Below are 18,200 nucleotides of genomic sequence, written 5' to 3' on the forward strand. Positions count from 1 at the left end.
GGCGGGGAATGGCACCGCCGACGATTTGTTCGCTGAATTCGAAACCTTCGCCACGGCCAAGCGGGCGAATGTCGATTGCTACATCTCCAAACTGGCCGTGACCGCCGGTCTGCTTTTTATAGCGTCCACGTGCGCTGGCCGGTTTGCGTATGGTTTCCTGATAGCCTGTCTGGACGGGTGCTGTTGAGATATCCAGATGGTAGGTCTCGGCAAGGTGTGCCAGCGCGCATTGCAAATGAATGTCGCCCTGACCCGATAACAGAAGTTGTCCGGTTGCCTGATGATGGCCAAAACCAAGCGCGCGATCCTGTTCGCAAAGATGACGCAGGGCTTCGTTCAGTTTCACATCGTCGCCGGGGTTTGCAACCTTAAGCCCTGTTTCATAAAGCGGGGGCAGGGGATCGGGCCAGAGATTTTCCATTTCACCATCCGGACCGATCAGCATGCCGGTGCGCAAGCGTTCCACCCTTGGCAGACCGACAATCGCGCCAGTCAAAGCCTGATCAATCTTTTCATGTTTGTCGCCCAAGACGGTGCAGATTCCAGATAGCTTGTGGCCACCCAAAGTATCACCGTTTGACAAGCTGCCCGACAGAACGCGGGCAAAACAAAATCGTCCGGCATGGGAAAGGTGAACGGTTTTGAAAACTTGCAGGATCGTCTGGTCTGGGTCGGGTTCGGCGCCAAGGCGGTGGGCGCAGACATCTGAGCAAGGTGCTTCATGACGCAGTGCTTTTAGCAGTCGGATGATCCCGCGGTCATGTTCGGCAGACCCGAAAAACACCGGTACGATCAGGTCCTGTGCCAAATCGCGTTCAAGATTGTCATAGATGGTGGCCGTGACGGGTGTCTGGTCTTCAAGAACCTGTTCAAGCAATGCGTCATCAAAGTCCGCCAATGCTTCGAGCAATCCTTCGCGGGCCTCGTGTTCGCGATCCTTGATGTCTGATGGAAGGGCGGTGAGTTGCGATGGCTGTCCTTCGAGATAGGCATAGGCGCGTTCCGAGACGATATCGACAAAGCCGGTAATGTGTTCATCATTGGCATCAGCATCACGAATGGGGATTTCGCGCATGACAAGCGGCCGCTCTGAAATGGCCTGTAACGCATCAAGGCAACTGCGCAGGCGCACACCGGCATGGTCAGTCTTGTTGATGAAAATCAGGTGCGGAATACGGTTTCGGTCCAGAAACTTAAGGATCGGGGCCACTGTCATCACCCGGGCAGGATCCGGGTCGACGACCACGATGGCGACATCACAGATCATTGCGGCTTCACGGGCATCCTGGGCGAAATCGACAGAACCCGGACAATCAATGAAGTGCCATTCTTCGCCAAGGTAGGTGGCGTGTGCGGAGGTAAGTTCGGTGCTCATGCCGCGGGCGCGGGCTTCGCGTCCGGCGTCACCAACGGTGTTGTGATCGCGCACAGACCCCTTGCGATGCAGGGTGCCGGTCGCAAGAAGCAGGCTTTCAAGCAGGGATGTCTTGCCGCTGGAATTGGGGCCGATCAGGGCGGCAACCCGCGGGGCATGCGGCTTGGTCGATGAAGCGCTTTCAGGTGTGCTTGCAGGCATTGGCATCTCCTTGACGAGGAAGACCGATCCCCCAGCCATCGGTCAGCACAAAAAGGCCCCAACCATCATGATCCGCAACCATGACCTGTTCTGGCAGCATTATCGGGGCCAGCATCCTATGGTGTGCTTCAGCCTGTCATGTTTGATGCGTTCACGCGACCGCGACAAAGAAAAAAATGTCGTCCTGACCGAGACACCTCTGATTAGATCATGATCGATGCCAATGAAATCAAGGGGTTGGTTCCGGCTTGCCTTTATTGGAACACAATTCGCCCCGAAATGGCCCAATGTGACCTGTTTTCCCGCCTTGATTTCAGGGCATATTCACAACTGTCAGTCGAGGACGCGGTCAGCAGTCTCTGTCCCCCCTCACGTTGCTGGCCAGATTGATTTCAGGTTGTTCCCCCACCTGAAATACCCCGGCTGACCTGGTCTCCCCAAGACCATAATGACCCCGAATAGATTGGGGCGGGTTTTATCCCGCCCCACTTTTTTGTCCGGGTCCGGGTGCGCGGTGCACTGAATGGAAACGCTGCCGCAATTGCCCCAATTTGCCCCCAAAAGGTCACCAGACACCGATTTTTGAGCCGCATTTCAAAGGCATATTCCCAACTGTCGGATACGAAAACATCGATGCCGTGCACTCCCTCACGTGCATCGAGGCCCGGATCGGCGCCTGTCCTCCCCCAAGGCGTCGTGCACCCCGCGGGCAAGGCAGCGTATCCGACCGGTCTCCCCAAGACCATCTGTCCCCAAAGCCCGGGCGAGCATCCAGCTCCCCGGGCTTTTAATTTGTCCGCAAGCCGGGAAGAATTGGGTTTGATCAATCGCGTGACGTGATCGGGCTGTCGGATTTTTGTTGAAGTACTCTTGGCGCAGATTTCAGAGGTGGAAGGGAAAAGATTTTTGTCGATTTCTCACGGCCGCGCACGGTGACGTCTCCGCGTTCTTCCCATTTCGGGATGTCGTCGTGATTGCCGCAGGCACGCATGGTGTCCTCGGTTGCAAGGATATAGGTGCCAAACTCCTTGTTGAGCGATTCGAGCCGGGAGGCAATATTGACGTTGTCACCATGGACCGTGAATGTCAGGCGACTTTCCGACCCGATGGCGCCAATGACGATTTCACCGGAATTAATCCCGCAGCGAGTCTTGAGCGGACTGCCATGGCTGTAAATGCGGCGTTCCGAGAGGTCCTGAATGGCAAGGGCGGTGCGCACGGCGTTGAGCGCGTGATCGGTGTCTGGCGTGACGGCGTTGAAGGTGATCAGCATGGCGTCGCCTTCGAACTGCGTGATGACACCGCCAAAACGCGAAATCAATGCGCTGGTTTCGGTGAAATACTCGTTGAGCATTGTCGCCAGTTCTTTTGGCGAAAGTTTCTCGGAAATCGATGAAAAGCCTTCGATGTCGGTAAACATCACTGTGGCATTGACCGCATCACCGTCGCCGGGCCGGATCTGTTGTTCGGCATGGGTAATTCGATTGGCAATTTCGGGCGACACAAACCGCGACAGGTCACGGGCGGCAATTTCATCAGTAACAGCCCGGATAAACGATCTTTTGGCGCGCATCACGGCAATCGCCAGAACGGCCGTGACCAGGACAATGGCAATGATCTTGTCGACTTCGGCCCCGATCAGAATCGAGTTTGAGGTCAGATAGGTCACATAATCACGTGTGATCATGCTTTTGCCACCCTCCGACCAGATGACATAGCCGGTCAGAATAACCCAGCCAGCCGCCGCTGTGCCTCCGGCAATCAGGATATAGCGCGGATCAAAGCGCAGGCTGCGCAGGGCAATGAATATGAAGACATACAGAACGGTCGGCGCCTTGAGATAGAAGCTGGCAGGTTGCATGTACTGGATGTGGAAGCTCCAGATCAGCACCATCAACAATCCGATATCAGCCACCACCGAAAGGGTCAGGAACCAGGTCGACAGCTTGTTGCGATAGGCAAGCGCCAATCGCTTGAGGGTAAAAAGATAATACAGTCCCAGCGCCCATGGCACAGGCTGGATGCCATCGGACATCGGCTTATTGGGTGAGATGATATAAAGGGTGGCAAAGATCGTCACCAGCAGCAGCTGCACCCAGCCGATCAGCTTTTCGCTCTCATATTGCTGCTTTTCAATCGCGTNTTGCACACGTTCAGGCAGATGACTGTTGGCATTCTTGCCAAACAGGAAGGCACTAAGCGTGCTTTTCATGGTGCCGATGTCCCGATCATGTCGATGGATGTCCTTTGTGGACATATTGAATGCACCATAGTGAAACGATAGGCGCAACTTGCCAAGTCGCGATGCGATGACAGGTGATCACAGCTACGTGCGGGTCGACAGGAATGGCTGGATGTTGCCGGTGATTCAGGCAAAAAAAAAGCCGGGCAACAAATGTGCCCGGCAAGTTTATCAGGGAGGCTTCACGTCTGGGAGACGTAGGACCCTTCTCAGGGCCCTGGGTAAGCCGGACAGGGCGTCCGGCTAAGACCGACATAATCGGTCAGGGAGAAAACTCTGTACCGCGGTGCGGTGTTTGCCGCTGCGGTTCGAGAGGAAAGATAGCGTTTTTGACGATAATGACCACTGCCAAATTGCTTTTTCAGCCATGCATTTTCTGCATAAATCTTCAGGAAGCGGAGATATCGATATAAGTGTTTGATATTAAATATAAATATATGCGGTATTGAGGCCGTTTCCCGGCTGGATCACTGTTTGGCGGGTGAATTCATTGTGCAGGAGCACAAAAAAAAGCCGGGCATCAATGTGCCCGGCAAGTTTATCAGGGAGGCTTCACGTCTGGGAGACGTAGGGAATCTAGGGAAGATTCCCGTGCCGGATATCGTTCCGGCGGACGAAACGTCCAAATTCAGGAAGTCGGAGCGATCACGCTTTGTGCGATTGCTCACAACTTATGATGTGAATATAGGTGAGCTCTGAGTGGATTAAAAATTGAATAACTACAAAGCAACCATGCGCTAAACGCATGACGATAAAATGTCAGCAATTTTAAGACATTATGGCATGGTTATTTGAGAACACGCTGTGATGTGCCTAACAGGTGGCCCGATTTTGCCCCTGAGGTTTGAAATTTTGGGCCGGGGTCACAGTCAGATTATGCGCGACTCATGGCCGGATCCGTGCGGGTTGGGGGCGGGATTCGGGTGCGGATAGATTGGGGGGTCTCATACGCAAACAGCCCGGCGTGGCCGGGCTGTCGAAAATCTCTTATTGCCGTGGTTTGCTGGCGCCTATTTGTCGGTGGTTGCGCTGGCAGCGGCTGCGGCCTTTGCCTTTACCTTAGAGATTTCTTCGATCAGGAAGTCTCTGAAGACCGCGATGCGTTTGGAATGACGCAGTTCTTCCGGATAGACGAAATAGGCATCGAAGCTTGGCCCTTCGAGTTCCGGCAGAATACGGACCAGATTGCTGTTGGACGGCAACAGGTAATCAGGTAGGGCCGAGATCCCCAGACCGGATTCGGTGGCGCGGAAGATGCCATAGATATTATTGAGCTTCAGAATCGGGCGCATGTCCGGCTTGTATTGCTGGGCGGTGGCCATCATCCAGTTGACGTTCGACACCGGCGGACGCGCATCCGCACCATAGATGATCAGACGGTGATCCTTAAGCTCTTCGGGTGTTTTGGGCATGCCGTGCTGCTTGATATATTCCGGCGATGCAAACACGTGATAGCGCAGTGTCATCAACTGACGCTGGACAAGGTCGGCCTGACGCGGTGGCTGCATGCGGATGGCAACATCGGCCTCACGCATGGCGAGATCGAGTTCCTCGTCATTGAGCACCAGCGACAGTTCGATTTCCGGATAGCGTTCAAGGAATTCATTAATGCGCGGGGTCAGCCAGGTCGAGCCAAAGGCCACGGTTGTCGTGACCTTGAGTGGGCCGCTCGGGCGTTCCTTTGATTCGCGAATGCGGGCTTCGGCCATGGAAAGCTTGGCGAAGACATCATGGGCGGTGCGATAGAGCAATTCGCCCTGTTCGGTCAGGATCAGGCCACGCGCATGGCGATGGAAAAGCGGGACTTTCACGCTTTCTTCAAGAGCGCTGATCTGTCGGCTGACGGCCGACTGGCTCAGATTAAGGTTTTCCCCTGCGTGGGTGAAGCTCCCGGCTTCGGCAACAGCGTGAAAGACACGCAGCTTGTCCCAGTCCATAGACCTGCTCCTAGATTCACCAGCGCACGGTCGATGCGCCAGACCCCTGATAATGGTTCTCTTCTTTTATGGTCAATTTGGTTTCAACACTGTTAAGTGCCTCACAGGCTTTGACCAAGTACATGATTATTCAATCAATATGAGGCCTGTGACGTTTTCTGCAAGAAGACATTTTCCAGCAAACACCATGGTATGTTGCGATTTTCGGTCCAATGTCAGGCAATTGGCGGGATCGCGGCAGGTTGGAGTCATTAAAAAAGGGGACGCAATAAGCGTCCCCTTTGCTGTTTACATCGTGCGGATCGGGCCAAAGAGGCCCGTGCACGGAAATCAGCCTTCGTGTTCGGCGATGAATTTTTCGGCTTCAAGGGCGGCCATGCAGCCCATGCCAGCGGCGGTCACAGCCTGACGGTAGACTTTGTCGGTCACGTCGCCTGCGGCAAAGACGCCTTCGATATTGGTGACCGTGCTGCCCGGTTTGACCAGAACATAGTTTTCGTCATCCATGTCGACCTGGCCTTTGAAGACGGCCGTTGCCGGGTCATGGCCAATTGCGACAAAGAAACCGTCCGCCGGGATGTCGGTGACGGCATCGGTTTTGACGTTGCGCACACGGACAGCCTCGACACCGTCCATCGGGCCATCGCCACCAAGAATGTCTTCAACAACGCTGTCCCAGACCACGTCGATCTTTTCATGCTTGAGCAGGCGTTCCTGAAGCATCTTTTCCGCACGCAGTTCATCGCGGCGGTGGATCAGGGTGACCTTGGAGCAGATACCGGCAAGGTAAAGGGCTTCTTCAACAGCGGTATTGCCGCCACCGACAACCGTGACCGGCTTGTTGCGATAGAAGAAACCGTCGCAGGTTGCGCAGGCCGAAACGCCGCGGCCATTAAACTTCTCTTCGCCCGGAAGGCCCAGCCAGCGGGCCTGTGCGCCGGTCGAGATGATAACGGTTTCAGCAATATAGGTATCGCCGGAGTCGCCTTTGCAGACGAACGGGCGTTTGGAGAAGTCGACCTCGGTGATCAGGTCATGGACCATCTTGGTGCCGACATGTTCGGCCTGGCCCTTCATCTGTTCCATCAGCCACGGGCCCTGGATGACATCGGCAAAACCCGGATAGTTTTCGACATCGGTGGTGATCGTCAGCTGGCCACCCGGCTGAAGGCCCATGACCATCATGGGTTCAAGGTTGGCGCGCGCAGCATAGATCGCAGCAGTGTATCCGGCAGGGCCGGAGCCGATGATGAGGACTTTGGTTTTATGTTCCTGGGCCATGGTCTTTGTAATTGTCCGAGATGAGTAAAAAACTGACGTCGAACATATGAGGAGACCGTGCAAGACGCAACCGCCAGAGGAAAAGTTTGCAGTACCCAGACGCGGTTTTGGGCAGGCCGGAAATTTCAGAATGATGGAAGCTGTGGGATCGGTCACGCGAATGCGCCACGGATGGCCGCCAAAAACCGGATTTTGCAGCATTTTCAGTTACGGCAACCAAGCACAAGATTGCATTCTTGCCTCGATTATATTATTGCCTGCAACTTGCCTCGCTGTAATATTGTTTCAATCGAGGTAACTTTCGCGCACAGAATCGAGGAATAAATGCAACGGGTCAAACTCGACAAGATCGACCGCAGAATCTTGCGCGATCTGCAGGAAGATGGCCGCATGACCAATGTGGAACTTGCACGCCGTGCAGGTATTTCGGCTCCTCCCTGTTTGCGTCGTGTGCGCGCACTCGAAGAAACCGGATTCATTCAGGGCTATCACGCCGAAGTCGATGCGCAGGCACTTGGCTATAACGTCACGGTGTTTGCGATGGTCGGTCTGGCAAGCCAGGCCGAACACGATCTGCGTGCGTTCGAGGCCCGTGCGGCCAGCTGGCCCGAAGTTCGCGAATGCCACATGGTGGCGGGCGAGATGGACTTCCTGCTTAAGATCGTGTCGCACAGCTGGGATGAGTATCAGAAATTCCTGACCACCGAGCTGACGGTTGCCGAGAACGTCAATCACGTCAAATCAGCCCTTTCGATTCGCACCGCCAAAAACATGCCGGGCGTTCCGATTGATATCGAGGTCGAGGACTGATTACAGGCCTTTGACCCGCGACTGACAATTCCAAGAAGATCAGAAACCGGCGCAAAACTGCGCCGGTTTATTTGTTTCCCGACCCTTGCAAGGGCGAGGGCACGCTATCACCTGCATGAAACCTATACGTGTTGTTATAGGCTATTCGATCCGGGCAATGGAGCCATGCGCCGGTCAATAAATGTGATCCGGATCGCGATTTGTCCGTAAAAAGGTCACGAAAACAGCCATTTATCGCCTTGTCGCGATCAGGTGTGCTGGCCGCCCCTTATTAAACGTATGGATGAAAGTCCTTGTCAGTGACGGGGGAAGGGCATAAATACAAGATACCTATACGAATGGTATATAAGCTATATCTAGGGATAGTAATTGGAAGCATTTCAAAAAACCCCGGAAGCCACTCGAATTCTGGCAATCGACGATGACGGTTGGCGCGGGATTGTACCGACCATGCTGTTTGCGTTTGTCGGTGTGATGTTGCTGGTGGTTCTGTCCTATCGGCCGTCCGATGCCATGTCGGGTGTCGGGATGGTGTTTCCTTTTGATATGAGCGAACAGGAAATCCTTGAGCGGGTGGGGGCTTCCGGTGGTCGCGTTGCGAGATTTGGGGGCTTTGGGCATATGGCTGTCGTTGTGCGTGACGATGGTACGTTGCCAGAGGCCGGGGATTTCGGCGCATTGTTTACCCTGTCTCCGCTAATTGCATCGGCCTGTTTTGATGCTGACGCACCGAAAAACGCCTTCTGATATTTGGGTTTAAGCCAATGGAAAAGTTACTCGAAATTCGTGCCAATGCGATCAAGGCACTGTTTGTCATTCTGGCCGTGCATATTCCGCTCAGTGCGATTGCCGGTTACTTCGCAAGCGGTGATGCCGTCTCGCCGCTGATCGCCAGTGCGATTTTTGCGGCCATTGCATTTGTTGTGTGCCGGGCCGCTGGTCCGCAGGCGCAGATTTCGCGCTTTATTGTCTCCTCTGCCATGCTCTTGCAGGTCGCCGTTCTGGTTTATGCCTTCCGCGGACATGAATGGCAGATCGACATTCACATGTATTTCTTTGCGGCCCTGGCTGTGCTTGGCGCGCTGGTCTGCTGGAAAACGATTGTGGTCAGCACCGGCGTTATTGCCCTGCATCACCTGATCCTGAACTTTGCCGTGCCATACTGGGTGTTCCCGGATGGTGCCGATTTCTTCCGCGTGGTTTTGCATGCAGTGGTCGTGATTGTTGAGGCCGGGGTTCTGATCTGGTCGTGCAAAAGCCTCTATGCGACGCTGGCCAATGCCGAAACCGCCCGTGCCGAGGCCGAAGAAGCGGCAAAATCTGCACAGGACCTTTTGGCGCAGAACGAGAAGCTGCGTGCACAGCGCAAGATTGAGCGTGATAACTTCAAACGCGAACTGGCAGGCCAGATCACTTCGATGATCGGCAAGTCTGCCGGTGCGGTTGATGCAGAATCCGTTCAGCTGCAAAAGCGTGCCCAGCTTCTTGATGATCGCGCACGTACCGGTCGTGAGGCATCTGTTGGTGCCGTGCATGCGTCCGAGGAAACCTCGCAGAACGTTCAGTCGGCAGCATCCGCCGTTGATGAGATCAATGCATCGGCCGATGAGATTTCCCGTCAGATCGTCCGCGCGCGTGAGATCACCGATAACGCAGTTTCGCGGTCCTCGACCGCAAGCGAGCGGATTGAATGGCTGTCAAAAGCGGCCGAGAAAATCGGTGAAGTCGTTAACCTGATTACCGATATCGCGTCCCAGACCAACCTTCTGGCGCTGAATGCGACGATCGAGGCTGCCCGCGCTGGTGAAGCCGGCAAAGGCTTTGCCGTGGTTGCCAACGAGGTCAAGAACCTTGCCAACCAGACTGCGCGTGCAACTGACGAGATTGCCCAGCAGATTTCTGAAATTCAGGCGGCAACGGGTGATTCCGTTTCTGCGGTCAACGGGGTTTCGGAAACCATCGGCGATCTGGTGGAAGTCACAACGACCATTTCCTCGACCATGGATCAGCAGCAGGCTGCATCGCGCGAGATTGCTCAGAGCCTGAATGTTACGGTCGATGCAACCCGTGATCTTTCGGACCTGATCCATCAGCTGTCGGAAATTTCCGATCAGACCGGTGCGACTGCGACCGAGCTTCTGGGCAGTGCCGATCACCTTGGATCAGAAGCAACCGATCTTAACCGCAATATCGAAGCGGTTCTCGATCAGCTGGCCAAAGCTGAATAAATCAGAACAAGCGTCCCAACCTGCGAAAAAAAGCCGGGCATTTGCGTGCCCGGCTTTTTCTTTGTCTTTTTGTCTCAGTCTCGAATGAAATTCTGCAACGAAAAAGGCCCGGGAATTTCCCGGGCCCTGATGCTGATCAGTTGTTTCCCGGTCAGGAAAAATCGACCTTGAGAATTTCATAGCTTTTGGTGCCGCCCGGTACGGTAACTTCGACAGAGTCACCAACCGATTTGCCGATCAGGGCACGACCGATCGGGGACGTGGTCGAGATGCGGCCGGCATTGATGTCGGCTTCGATCGGACCTACCACCTGATATGTGGTTTCCTCGTCGGTGTCTTCGTCAACGAGATCAACCTTGGCGCCGAATTTAACGGTATCGCCAGCCAGTGACGGCACGTCGATAACTTCGGAGCGGCTGAGCACGTCTTCGAGCTCGGCAATACGACCTTCGCAGAAACTTTGGCGTTCGCGTGCGGCATGGTATTCGGCATTTTCCGAAAGATCGCCATGCTCGCGGGCCTCCGAGATCGCCTTGATGATTTCAAGACGTTCGACAGACTTGCGATGCTTCAGTTCTTCTTCGAGACGCTGATGCCCCTGGGGGGTCATTGGTACTTTTTCCATCGCGCTCACAGCCTATTCTTATTAGCGGTCGATACTACAAAATCAACCGCCCGGCATCCCGCCGGGCGGTCTGAATTCTTGCCTTTGGTTCGCTAGAGAACCTTAGTACTTGTCCCCAAGATATTCCTGAACGGGACGGACTGCAAGTGCGCCGCGTTTCAGGTTGTCGATGGCGCGCAGGGTAGCGCGGGCACCGGCGACAGTGGTGTAGTACGGGATGTCATCGGTAAGGGCAGTCCGGCGGATCGAGAAACTGTCGACCACGGCCTGCTTGCTTTCGGTGGTGTTGAACACCAGCTTGATATCGCCGTTCTTCATCATGTCCACAATATGGGGACGTCCTTCCTGTACCTTATTGACCGGGGTGACGTCTAGCCCTTCTTTTTCAAGAACTTCCGCCGTTCCGTGGGTCGCTACCACGCCAAAGCCAAGGGCAATCGCGTCGCGTGCCAGTTGAATAGCGGCAGGCTTGTCATAGTTTTTGACCGAGATGAACACCTTGCCTTCAAGCGGCAGGGTGTGACCGGCTGCCATCTGTGCCTTGGCAAAGGCGCGACCGAAATCGGTATCAAGACCCATGACTTCACCGGTCGAACGCATTTCCGGGCCAAGCAGGGTGTCGACACCCGGGAAGCGGTTGAACGGAAGGACGGCTTCCTTGACCGCGATATGCTTGAACGGACCGTGATCAATGTCGAAGTCGCCAAGTTTTTCGCCAGCCATGATACGGGCACCGATCTTGGCGATCGGGTTGCCGGTTGCCTTGGCGACGAACGGAACCGTACGCGAGGCACGCGGGTTGACTTCGATCAGATAGATCTCGTCATCCTTGATCGCGAACTGAACGTTCATCAGGCCGACAACGTCAAGCGCCTTGGCCAGTTCAACCGTTTGCGCCTTGAGGCGTTCGATCATGGTTTCATCAAGCGAGTAGGGCGGCAGCGAACAGGCCGAGTCACCAGAGTGAATACCGGCTTCTTCGATGTGCTGCATGATGCCCGCAACAAAGACGTTTTCTCCGTCCGAGACCGCATCAGCGTCAATTTCAATCGCATCAAGCAGGAAGCTGTCGATCAGAACCGGGCTTTTGCCGGAAACCTGAACGGCTTCGTGCATATAGCGCAGAAGGTCTTCGGTGGTGTGAACGATTTCCATGGCGCGACCACCCAGAACATAGCTTGGGCGGATGACGATCGGGTAGCCAATGCCTTCGGCAATCTTGACGGCTTCGTCGACCGAACGGGCAATGCCGTTGGCCGGCTGCTTCATGCCAAGCTTGTTGACCAGTTCCTGGAACCGGTCACGGTCTTCGGCAAGGTCAATGCTGTCCGGGCTGGTGCCGAGGATCGGGATGCCTGCCTTTTCAAGGGCGGCGGAAAGTTTCAGCGGGGTCTGACCACCATACTGGACAATCACACCGAGCAGTTCGCCATTGCTTTGTTCAAGCTGGCACAGCTCGATCACGTCTTCGGCGGTCAGCGGTTCGAAATACAGACGGTCGGACGTGTCATAGTCGGTTGAAACCGTTTCCGGGTTGCAGTTGACCATGATGGCTTCGACGCCTGCTTCGCGCAACGCATAGGCCGCGTGCACACAGCAGTAATCAAACTCGATGCCCTGACCAATACGGTTCGGGCCACCACCAAGGATGATGACCTTCTTGCGATCGGTGACTTCGGCTTCGTTTTCCGGCTCAAAGAAGCCGTCGCCTTCATACATGGAATACATGTAGGACGTGCGCGACGGGAATTCGGCAGCACAGGTATCGATACGCTTGTAAACCGGGCGCAGGCCAAGGGCCTGACGATCAGCACGGACAGCGTCTTCTTCCTTGCCTGCCAGTTCGGCAAGACGTGCGTCCGAGAAGCCAAGCTTCTTGAGACGCAGCAGTTCCTGCTTGTCTGCCGGAATGCCATTGGCGCGGACTTTTTCTTCTTCCGCGACCAGCATTTCGAGCTGTTTGAGATACCAGGGATCGAACTTCGTTGCCGTCTGGATTTCTTCAAGCGTCATGCCATGGCGGAAAGCTTGGGCAGCATAAAGAATACGGAACGGGATCGGCTGGGTCAGCTTCGCACGGATCGCAGCCTTGTCCGGTGCGCCTTCGATTTTGACTTCATTGAGGCCCGTGAGCCCGGTCTCCATCGAGCGCAGACCTTTCTGCAAGCTTTCAGCAAAGCAGCCACCGATCGACATGGCTTCGCCAACCGATTTCATCGCGGTGCCGAGAATTGGCTTGGCACCCGGGAACTTTTCAAAGGTGAAGCGCGGGATCTTGGTGACGACATAATCAATGGTCGGCTCGAACGAGGCCGGGGTCACACCGGTGATGTCATTATCAAGCTCGTCGAGCGTATAGCCAACCGCAAGCTTGGCCGCGATCTTGGCAATCGGGAAGCCGGTTGCCTTGGATGCCAGTGCCGAGGAACGCGATACACGCGGGTTCATTTCAATAACGATCAGACGGCCGTCATCCGGGTTGACCGCGAACTGAACGTTCGAGCCGCCGGTATCCACACCGATCTCGCGAAGTACCGCAAGCGATGCGTCACGCATGATCTGGTATTCTTTGTCGGTCAGGGTGAGCGCCGGGGCAACGGTGATCGAGTCACCGGTATGGATGCCCATCGGGTCGACGTTTTCGATCGAACAAATGATGATGCAGTTATCCGCATGGTCGCGGACGACTTCCATCTCGTATTCTTTCCAGCCCAGAATGGACTCTTCGATCAGAACCGTGTGGGTCGGGGAAATTGCCAGACCGTTGCGCACAATCTGTTCGAACTCTTCACGGTTATAGGCAATGCCGCCACCTTCACCACCGAGGGTGAAGCTCGGGCGGATGATTGCCGGAAGGCCCGTGACCTCGAGCGCCTTGACCGCATCTTCGAAGGTGCTGACCATCGCAGAACGGGCGCTTTCAAGGCCGATCTTGTCCATGGCTTCACGGAACAGCTGACGGTCTTCGGCCTTTTCGATGACGTGCTTTTTCGCACCGATCATCTCGACACCGTATTTTTCAAGCGTGCCGTCATCATGCAGGGCAAGGGCCGTATTCAGTGCGGTCTGGCCACCCATGGTCGGCAGGATCGCGTCCGGGCGTTCCTTTTCGATGATCTTGGCAACCATCGCCGGTTTGATCGGCTCGATATAAGTCGCATCGGCCAGGTTCGGGTCGGTCATGATGGTCGCAGGGTTCGAGTTGACCAGAATGACGCGGTAGCCTTCTTCCTTCAGCGCCTTACAGGCCTGGGCACCGGAATAGTCAAACTCGCAAGCCTGACCAATAACAATCGGGCCGGCGCCGATGATGAGGATTGATTTGATATCTGTACGTTTCGGCATGTCGTTTTCCGCTTTTCGCAAGGGCAGGTGCGATGGCTGCACCGCCTCGTTTAAGTCCGTTAATCGCGTAATCTTGGGCGTGTCCTGATCAGGTGATCAGGCTTTGGCTTCCTCGATCAGACCAACGAAACGTTTGAACAGGTAGTGGCTGTCATGCGGCCCCGGCGATGCTTCGGGGTGATACTGAACAGCGAAGACCGGCTTGTCTTTCAGGCGCAGACCGGCAAGCGATCCGTCAAACAGCGAGAAGTGGGTCGCTTCGACGTTTGCCGGCAGGCTGTCCTTGTCGACAACAAAGCCGTGGTTTTGCGATGTGATTTCAACGACGCCTGTGGTGGTGTCCTTGACCGGGTGGTTCGCACCGCGATGGCCGACATCCATTTTCATGGTTTTGGCCCCAAGGGCGAGCGCCATCATCTGATGACCCAGGCAAATCCCGAATACCGGTTTGCCGCTGTCGATCAGGGTTTTGATGGTCGGAACCGCATATTCACCGGTAGCTGCCGGATCGCCCGGGCCGTTTGACAGGAAGATGCCATCCGGGTTCATCGCAAGAATTTCATCAGCCGGGGTGGTGGCCGGAACAACCGAGACCTTGCAATCAAGGCTGGCCAGGTTGCGCAGAATGTTGCGCTTTACGCCGTAATCGATCGCAACGACATGGTGCTTGGCATTGCCAACCTTGCCGTATCCGCCTTCGCGGGTCCAAAGCGCTTCGTCCCAGTCGTAACCGGTTGTGCAGCTGTTGTCCTTGGCAAGGTCCATGCCTTCCAGGCCCGGCCATTCGTTGGCCTTGGCGATGAGAGCCGGGATGTCAAACGTGCCATCCGGGTTGTGGCAGATCACACCGTTCGGCGCACCCTCGTTCCGGATGCGTTTGGTCAGGCGGCGGGTATCGACACCGGCGATCCCGATCCGGCCGTGTTCGGCCAGCCATTCGTTGAAATGTTTCTGGGCACGGTAGCTTGACGGGTCAGTAATGTCCTGGCGCAGGATGCAGCCAAGGGCGACCGGTTTGGCGTTTTCGATATCTTCGTCGTTGGTGCCGACATTGCCGATATGGGGGAAGGTAAAGGTGATCATCTGACCGGCATAAGATGGGTCGGTCATGATTTCCTGATAGCCCGTGATCGAGGTGTTGAAGCAGACTTCACCAACGACCTCCCCTCGGGCCCCGACGCCGCGTCCCCAAAAAACTGAACCATCTGCGAGAACCAGGACGGCAGAAGCACCAGGTGGCGGGGTGTGCGTGGGCGCTGACATTGGCAAATGTCCTTTCGATCTTTCCACGGTGAAACACGGAGTCTTTTTATATATACTATTTCTGCGCAGGCCGACAAAAACGGCTGCTTTTAACCTGCATACCGGCCATGCAGACGCGCCAACTGGTTTCCAGCAAAATGAGCTGACCATGATATAAGCGTCAGCGTTGTATGCTGAAAGCGGGGCAAAGCGTGATCCCGGCAGGCAAATTGGCGGATGTCTACGGGAGTCGGCATGGCGTGTCAAGAACGCATCTAAACTTTTATTTATTCAATAAAATCAACAACTTATGCGTTAACGTTTTCTTTGCGTCAAATGCCGTTTTGCGGTATGTTCGCTCCTTTCTTCCACAGAATCAGAGATGAGCCATGCTGCGATCGCAGCTTAATGACGCTTTGAAAAAGGCAGTCCTTGCTAAGGATGCCTGCTCCGTTACCACCGTGCGCCTTATCCTGGCGGCACTGAAAGAACGCGATATCGCGGCACGGGGTGAAGGCAATACCGATGGCATTTCGGATGATGAAATCATCAATCTGCTGCAGGCGATGGTCAAACAGCGCCGCGAAAGCATCGAAATGTACACCAAGGGCAACCGCCCGGAACTGGCCGAACAGGAAGCCTCCGAGATCGAAGTGATCGAAAAGTTCCTGCCTGCCCAGTTGTCCGATGATGAAATCGAAGATGCCGTGCGCGGCACCGTTTCGGAAATCGGTGCGACTTGCCTTAAGGATATGGGCCGCACGATGGCAGCCCTGCGCGAGAAATACAGCGGCACCATGGATTTCGGCAAAGCCGGTGGTGTTGCCAAAAAACTGTTGGGTTAATCTCAACAGCACACTGTAATTTGGAAGCCGGGCGTGTAAAATCGTCCGGCTTTCGTCGTCCCGGGGCCGGACAATAATCACATCAAATCAGGTCGACCGGGGCAGGGACCAATCAACACAGTTGCAGCATCATGCTGTGACATTACGGGAACGGGGCACACATGAGCTTTCCCCAGTCGTTTCTGGACGACCTGCGGGCACGGGTGGGACTGGCGGATGTCGTCGGCACATCGGTGAAGCTGATCAAACGCGGCCGGGAATATTCCGGGCTGTGCCCGTTCCATTCTGAAAAATCCCCGTCCTTTACGGTCAATGAGCAAAAAGGGTTCTATCACTGCTTTGGCTGTGGTGCGCATGGTGATGTCATCAGCTTTGTGATGAATACCCGTGGCCTGACCTTTATCGAGGCGGTCGAGGTGCTGGCCAATCAGGTCGGCATGGAAGTCCCGAAACAATCGCGCGAAGCCCAGGAACGCGAACAAAAGGCCAAGACCCTTTATGAGGTCATGGAAGCGGCCTGTGCGTTTTTCGAACGCATGTTGCGCATGCCCGAAGGCAAGGAAGGGCTTGAATACTTCCATCAGCGCGGACTGGATGACAAAACCATCAGTGAATTCCGGCTGGGCTATGCGCCGGACAATCGCGGGGCGCTCAAGGCGGCACTCAAGCGCGAAGACATTGACGAAAAACTCATGATCGAGGCCGGGCTTCTGATCGAGCCCGAAGATAGTGGACGTCAGAGTTACGACCGGTTCCGCGGGCGCGTCATGTTCCCCATCCTTGATCGGCGCGGCCGGGTGGTGGCCTTTGGCGGGCGCGTCATGGGCGATGGCAAGCCGAAATACCTTAATAGCCCGGACACCCCGCTGTTTCACAAAGGCCGGTTGCTGTATGGCCTGCCGCAGGCGCGCGAGGCATCGCGCAATGACGCACCGATCATTGTCACCGAAGGCTATATGGATGTGATCGCCCTGCACCGTGCGGGTTATCGCGGGGCAGTTGCCCCACTTGGCACCGCGGTGACCGAGGAGCAGATTGGCGAGCTTTGGAAAATGACCAACGAGCCGATCCTGTGCCTTGATGGTGATGCGGCGGGTAAGCGGGCAGCGGTGCGCGCGGCCGAACGGGCCTTGCCGATCCTGCGGCCGGGCAAGTCATTGCTGTTTTCCATCCTGCCCGAGGGTGAAGACCCCGACAGCCTGATGGCGGCCCCGGACGGGTTTGAGAGTTTCCGCAAGATCATTGATCATGCCGTGCCGCTGGCCGAGCTGGTCTGGCGCATGGATGTCGGTGCACACAAGATCGATACCCCGGAACGCCGTGCAGCGCTTGAAGCGACGATCAATCAGCGCATTTCCGTGATTGCCGATGAAGCGGTGCGGTCACAATATAATGCGATGTTCCGTGACCGGGTCTGGAAGCTGTTCAAGGGCGATCGCGGTGGCAAGCCGGCAAACCGGTCCGGTTACGGCGGGAAATCCGGCGGTTTTCAAAATAAAAAAGCCGCATGGGGTGGCAAACGCGGAAAAAATGACCATTTCTGGGTTCCGGCCGGTAAAGCGGTTCCGGGCATGTCGCGACCACCGATGCAAAAGAAACGCGACCTGCAGGACTCCATTCTTTTGCTGACACTAATCAATCATCCTGCCCTGCATGATGAGATTGGCGAACAGCTGGGAATCTATAGTTGTGCAGACTCCGCGCTTGACAATCTTCGTCGGGCCGTCTTAAAGCTGCTTGACGACGATCCTGGACTTGATTGCGAAACGATCAAGGCTCAATTGGAGCGCGACGGGCTGTCAGAGACAGTTTCGCGGGTGGTCAGTGCGGACGTAATTGCGCACGCCGCTTTCGCCAAGCCCGAAACGCCGCTCGAACGGGCCCTGACGGGTTGGAAACAGGTTTTTTCCATGGCTGTAAGCTCCCTGGAGGACGAAGAGGCAAAATACGCCGTCCGACAGTTGGCAGCAGATACCAGCGAGGAAGAATGGGAAAGGTTTTCTCACAGACGAGAGGATCTCGCCCGACGCCGGGAGAAAGTGTTTAAGCTCGACGACTGATCATTGATC

12 protein-coding genes are annotated in these 18,200 nt (G+C 55.5%); 5 read left to right on the top strand and 7 right to left on the bottom strand.

The annotated features are described in order from the left end of the window. The 4 genes from CMO10_RS05140 to trxB all read right to left on the bottom strand — a co-directional run. The coding region (locus tag CMO10_RS05140) for an elongation factor G (RefSeq protein ID WP_297019276.1) at nt 1-1,576 on the bottom strand (1,576 nt) is incomplete at its 3' end. An 823-nt stretch (nt 1,577-2,399) separates the two neighbouring features. Next, nucleotides 2,400-3,833 (bottom strand): adenylate/guanylate cyclase domain-containing protein, encoded by a 1,434-nt coding sequence (locus tag CMO10_RS05145; protein ID WP_472910349.1) that lies wholly within the window; start codon nt 3,831-3,833, stop codon nt 2,400-2,402. A 995-nt stretch (nt 3,834-4,828) separates the two neighbouring features. Then, nucleotides 4,829-5,755, bottom strand: a complete 927-nt coding sequence (locus CMO10_RS05150) for a LysR family transcriptional regulator (protein WP_044827851.1) — start codon at nt 5,753-5,755, stop codon at nt 4,829-4,831. 330 nt (nt 5,756-6,085) lie between these two features. After that, the gene (gene trxB / locus CMO10_RS05155; RefSeq protein ID WP_297019280.1) at nt 6,086-7,036 is read right to left on the bottom strand and encodes a thioredoxin-disulfide reductase; all 951 of its coding nucleotides are present in this window, start codon (nt 7,034-7,036) and stop codon (nt 6,086-6,088) included. A gap of 324 nt (nt 7,037-7,360) precedes the next feature. Between trxB and CMO10_RS05160 the strand changes: the two genes are divergently transcribed. From CMO10_RS05160 to CMO10_RS05170, 3 genes are all read left to right on the top strand, one after another. After that, on the top strand, nt 7,361-7,846 hold the full coding sequence (locus CMO10_RS05160; protein WP_044827853.1) for an Lrp/AsnC family transcriptional regulator: 486 nt from the start codon (nt 7,361-7,363) through the stop codon (nt 7,844-7,846). Nucleotides 7,847-8,215: 369 nt separating this feature from the next. Further along, on the top strand, nt 8,216-8,593 hold the full coding sequence (locus CMO10_RS05165) for a hypothetical protein (protein ID WP_297019283.1): 378 nt from the start codon (nt 8,216-8,218) through the stop codon (nt 8,591-8,593). A 17-nt stretch (nt 8,594-8,610) separates the two neighbouring features. Then, a complete protein-coding gene (locus tag CMO10_RS05170; RefSeq protein ID WP_297019285.1) occupies nt 8,611-10,074 on the top strand; it encodes a methyl-accepting chemotaxis protein in 1,464 nt (487 codons plus the stop codon). A gap of 151 nt (nt 10,075-10,225) precedes the next feature. Here the strand turns inward: CMO10_RS05170 and greA are convergent, their stop codons facing one another. From greA to carA, 3 genes are all read right to left on the bottom strand, one after another. After that, complete coding sequence (greA, locus tag CMO10_RS05175) at nt 10,226-10,699, bottom strand: transcription elongation factor GreA (protein WP_044828214.1); 474 nt, start codon at nt 10,697-10,699, stop codon at nt 10,226-10,228. A 102-nt stretch (nt 10,700-10,801) separates the two neighbouring features. Beyond that, nucleotides 10,802-14,044, bottom strand: coding sequence for a carbamoyl-phosphate synthase large subunit (gene carB / locus CMO10_RS05180; RefSeq protein WP_297019287.1), 3,243 nt, complete (start codon nt 14,042-14,044; stop codon nt 10,802-10,804). A 96-nt stretch (nt 14,045-14,140) separates the two neighbouring features. Then, nucleotides 14,141-15,307 carry a glutamine-hydrolyzing carbamoyl-phosphate synthase small subunit gene (gene carA, locus CMO10_RS05185; protein ID WP_297019289.1) on the bottom strand — a complete coding sequence of 389 codons (1,167 nt, stop codon included), beginning with the start codon at nt 15,305-15,307 and terminating at the stop codon, nt 14,141-14,143. A 368-nt stretch (nt 15,308-15,675) separates the two neighbouring features. Between carA and CMO10_RS05190 the strand changes: the two genes are divergently transcribed. Together CMO10_RS05190 and dnaG are read left to right on the top strand one after the other, a co-directional pair. Continuing rightward, a complete protein-coding gene (locus CMO10_RS05190) occupies nt 15,676-16,131 on the top strand; it encodes a GatB/YqeY domain-containing protein (protein WP_044827857.1) in 456 nt (151 codons plus the stop codon). A gap of 161 nt (nt 16,132-16,292) precedes the next feature. Continuing rightward, complete coding sequence (dnaG, locus tag CMO10_RS05195) at nt 16,293-18,191, top strand: DNA primase (RefSeq protein WP_297019295.1); 1,899 nt, start codon at nt 16,293-16,295, stop codon at nt 18,189-18,191. The last annotated feature ends 9 nt before the right edge of the window (nt 18,192-18,200 follow it).

Source organism: Thalassospira sp., assembly GCF_002709775.1.
Classification (GTDB): Bacteria; Pseudomonadota; Alphaproteobacteria; order Rhodospirillales; family Thalassospiraceae; genus Thalassospira.

Excerpts from the sequence above, each read along its gene's own strand:
- carB (WP_297019287.1), bottom strand. The coding sequence starts at position 14,044 with ATGCCGAAACGTACAGATATCAAATCAATCCTCATCATCGGCGCCGGC.
- CMO10_RS05190 (WP_044827857.1), top strand. The coding sequence starts at position 15,676 with ATGCTGCGATCGCAGCTTAATGACGCTTTGAAAAAGGCAGTCCTTGCT.
- dnaG (WP_297019295.1), top strand. The coding sequence starts at position 16,293 with ATGAGCTTTCCCCAGTCGTTTCTGGACGACCTGCGGGCACGGGTGGGA.
- greA (WP_044828214.1), bottom strand. The coding sequence starts at position 10,699 with ATGGAAAAAGTACCAATGACCCCCCAGGGGCATCAGCGTCTCGAAGAA.
- CMO10_RS05170 (WP_297019285.1), top strand. The coding sequence starts at position 8,611 with ATGGAAAAGTTACTCGAAATTCGTGCCAATGCGATCAAGGCACTGTTT.
- CMO10_RS05160 (WP_044827853.1), top strand. The coding sequence starts at position 7,361 with ATGCAACGGGTCAAACTCGACAAGATCGACCGCAGAATCTTGCGCGAT.
- CMO10_RS05150 (WP_044827851.1), bottom strand. The coding sequence starts at position 5,755 with ATGGACTGGGACAAGCTGCGTGTCTTTCACGCTGTTGCCGAAGCCGGG.
- carA (WP_297019289.1), bottom strand. The coding sequence starts at position 15,307 with ATGTCAGCGCCCACGCACACCCCGCCACCTGGTGCTTCTGCCGTCCTG.
- trxB (WP_297019280.1), bottom strand. The coding sequence starts at position 7,036 with ATGGCCCAGGAACATAAAACCAAAGTCCTCATCATCGGCTCCGGCCCT.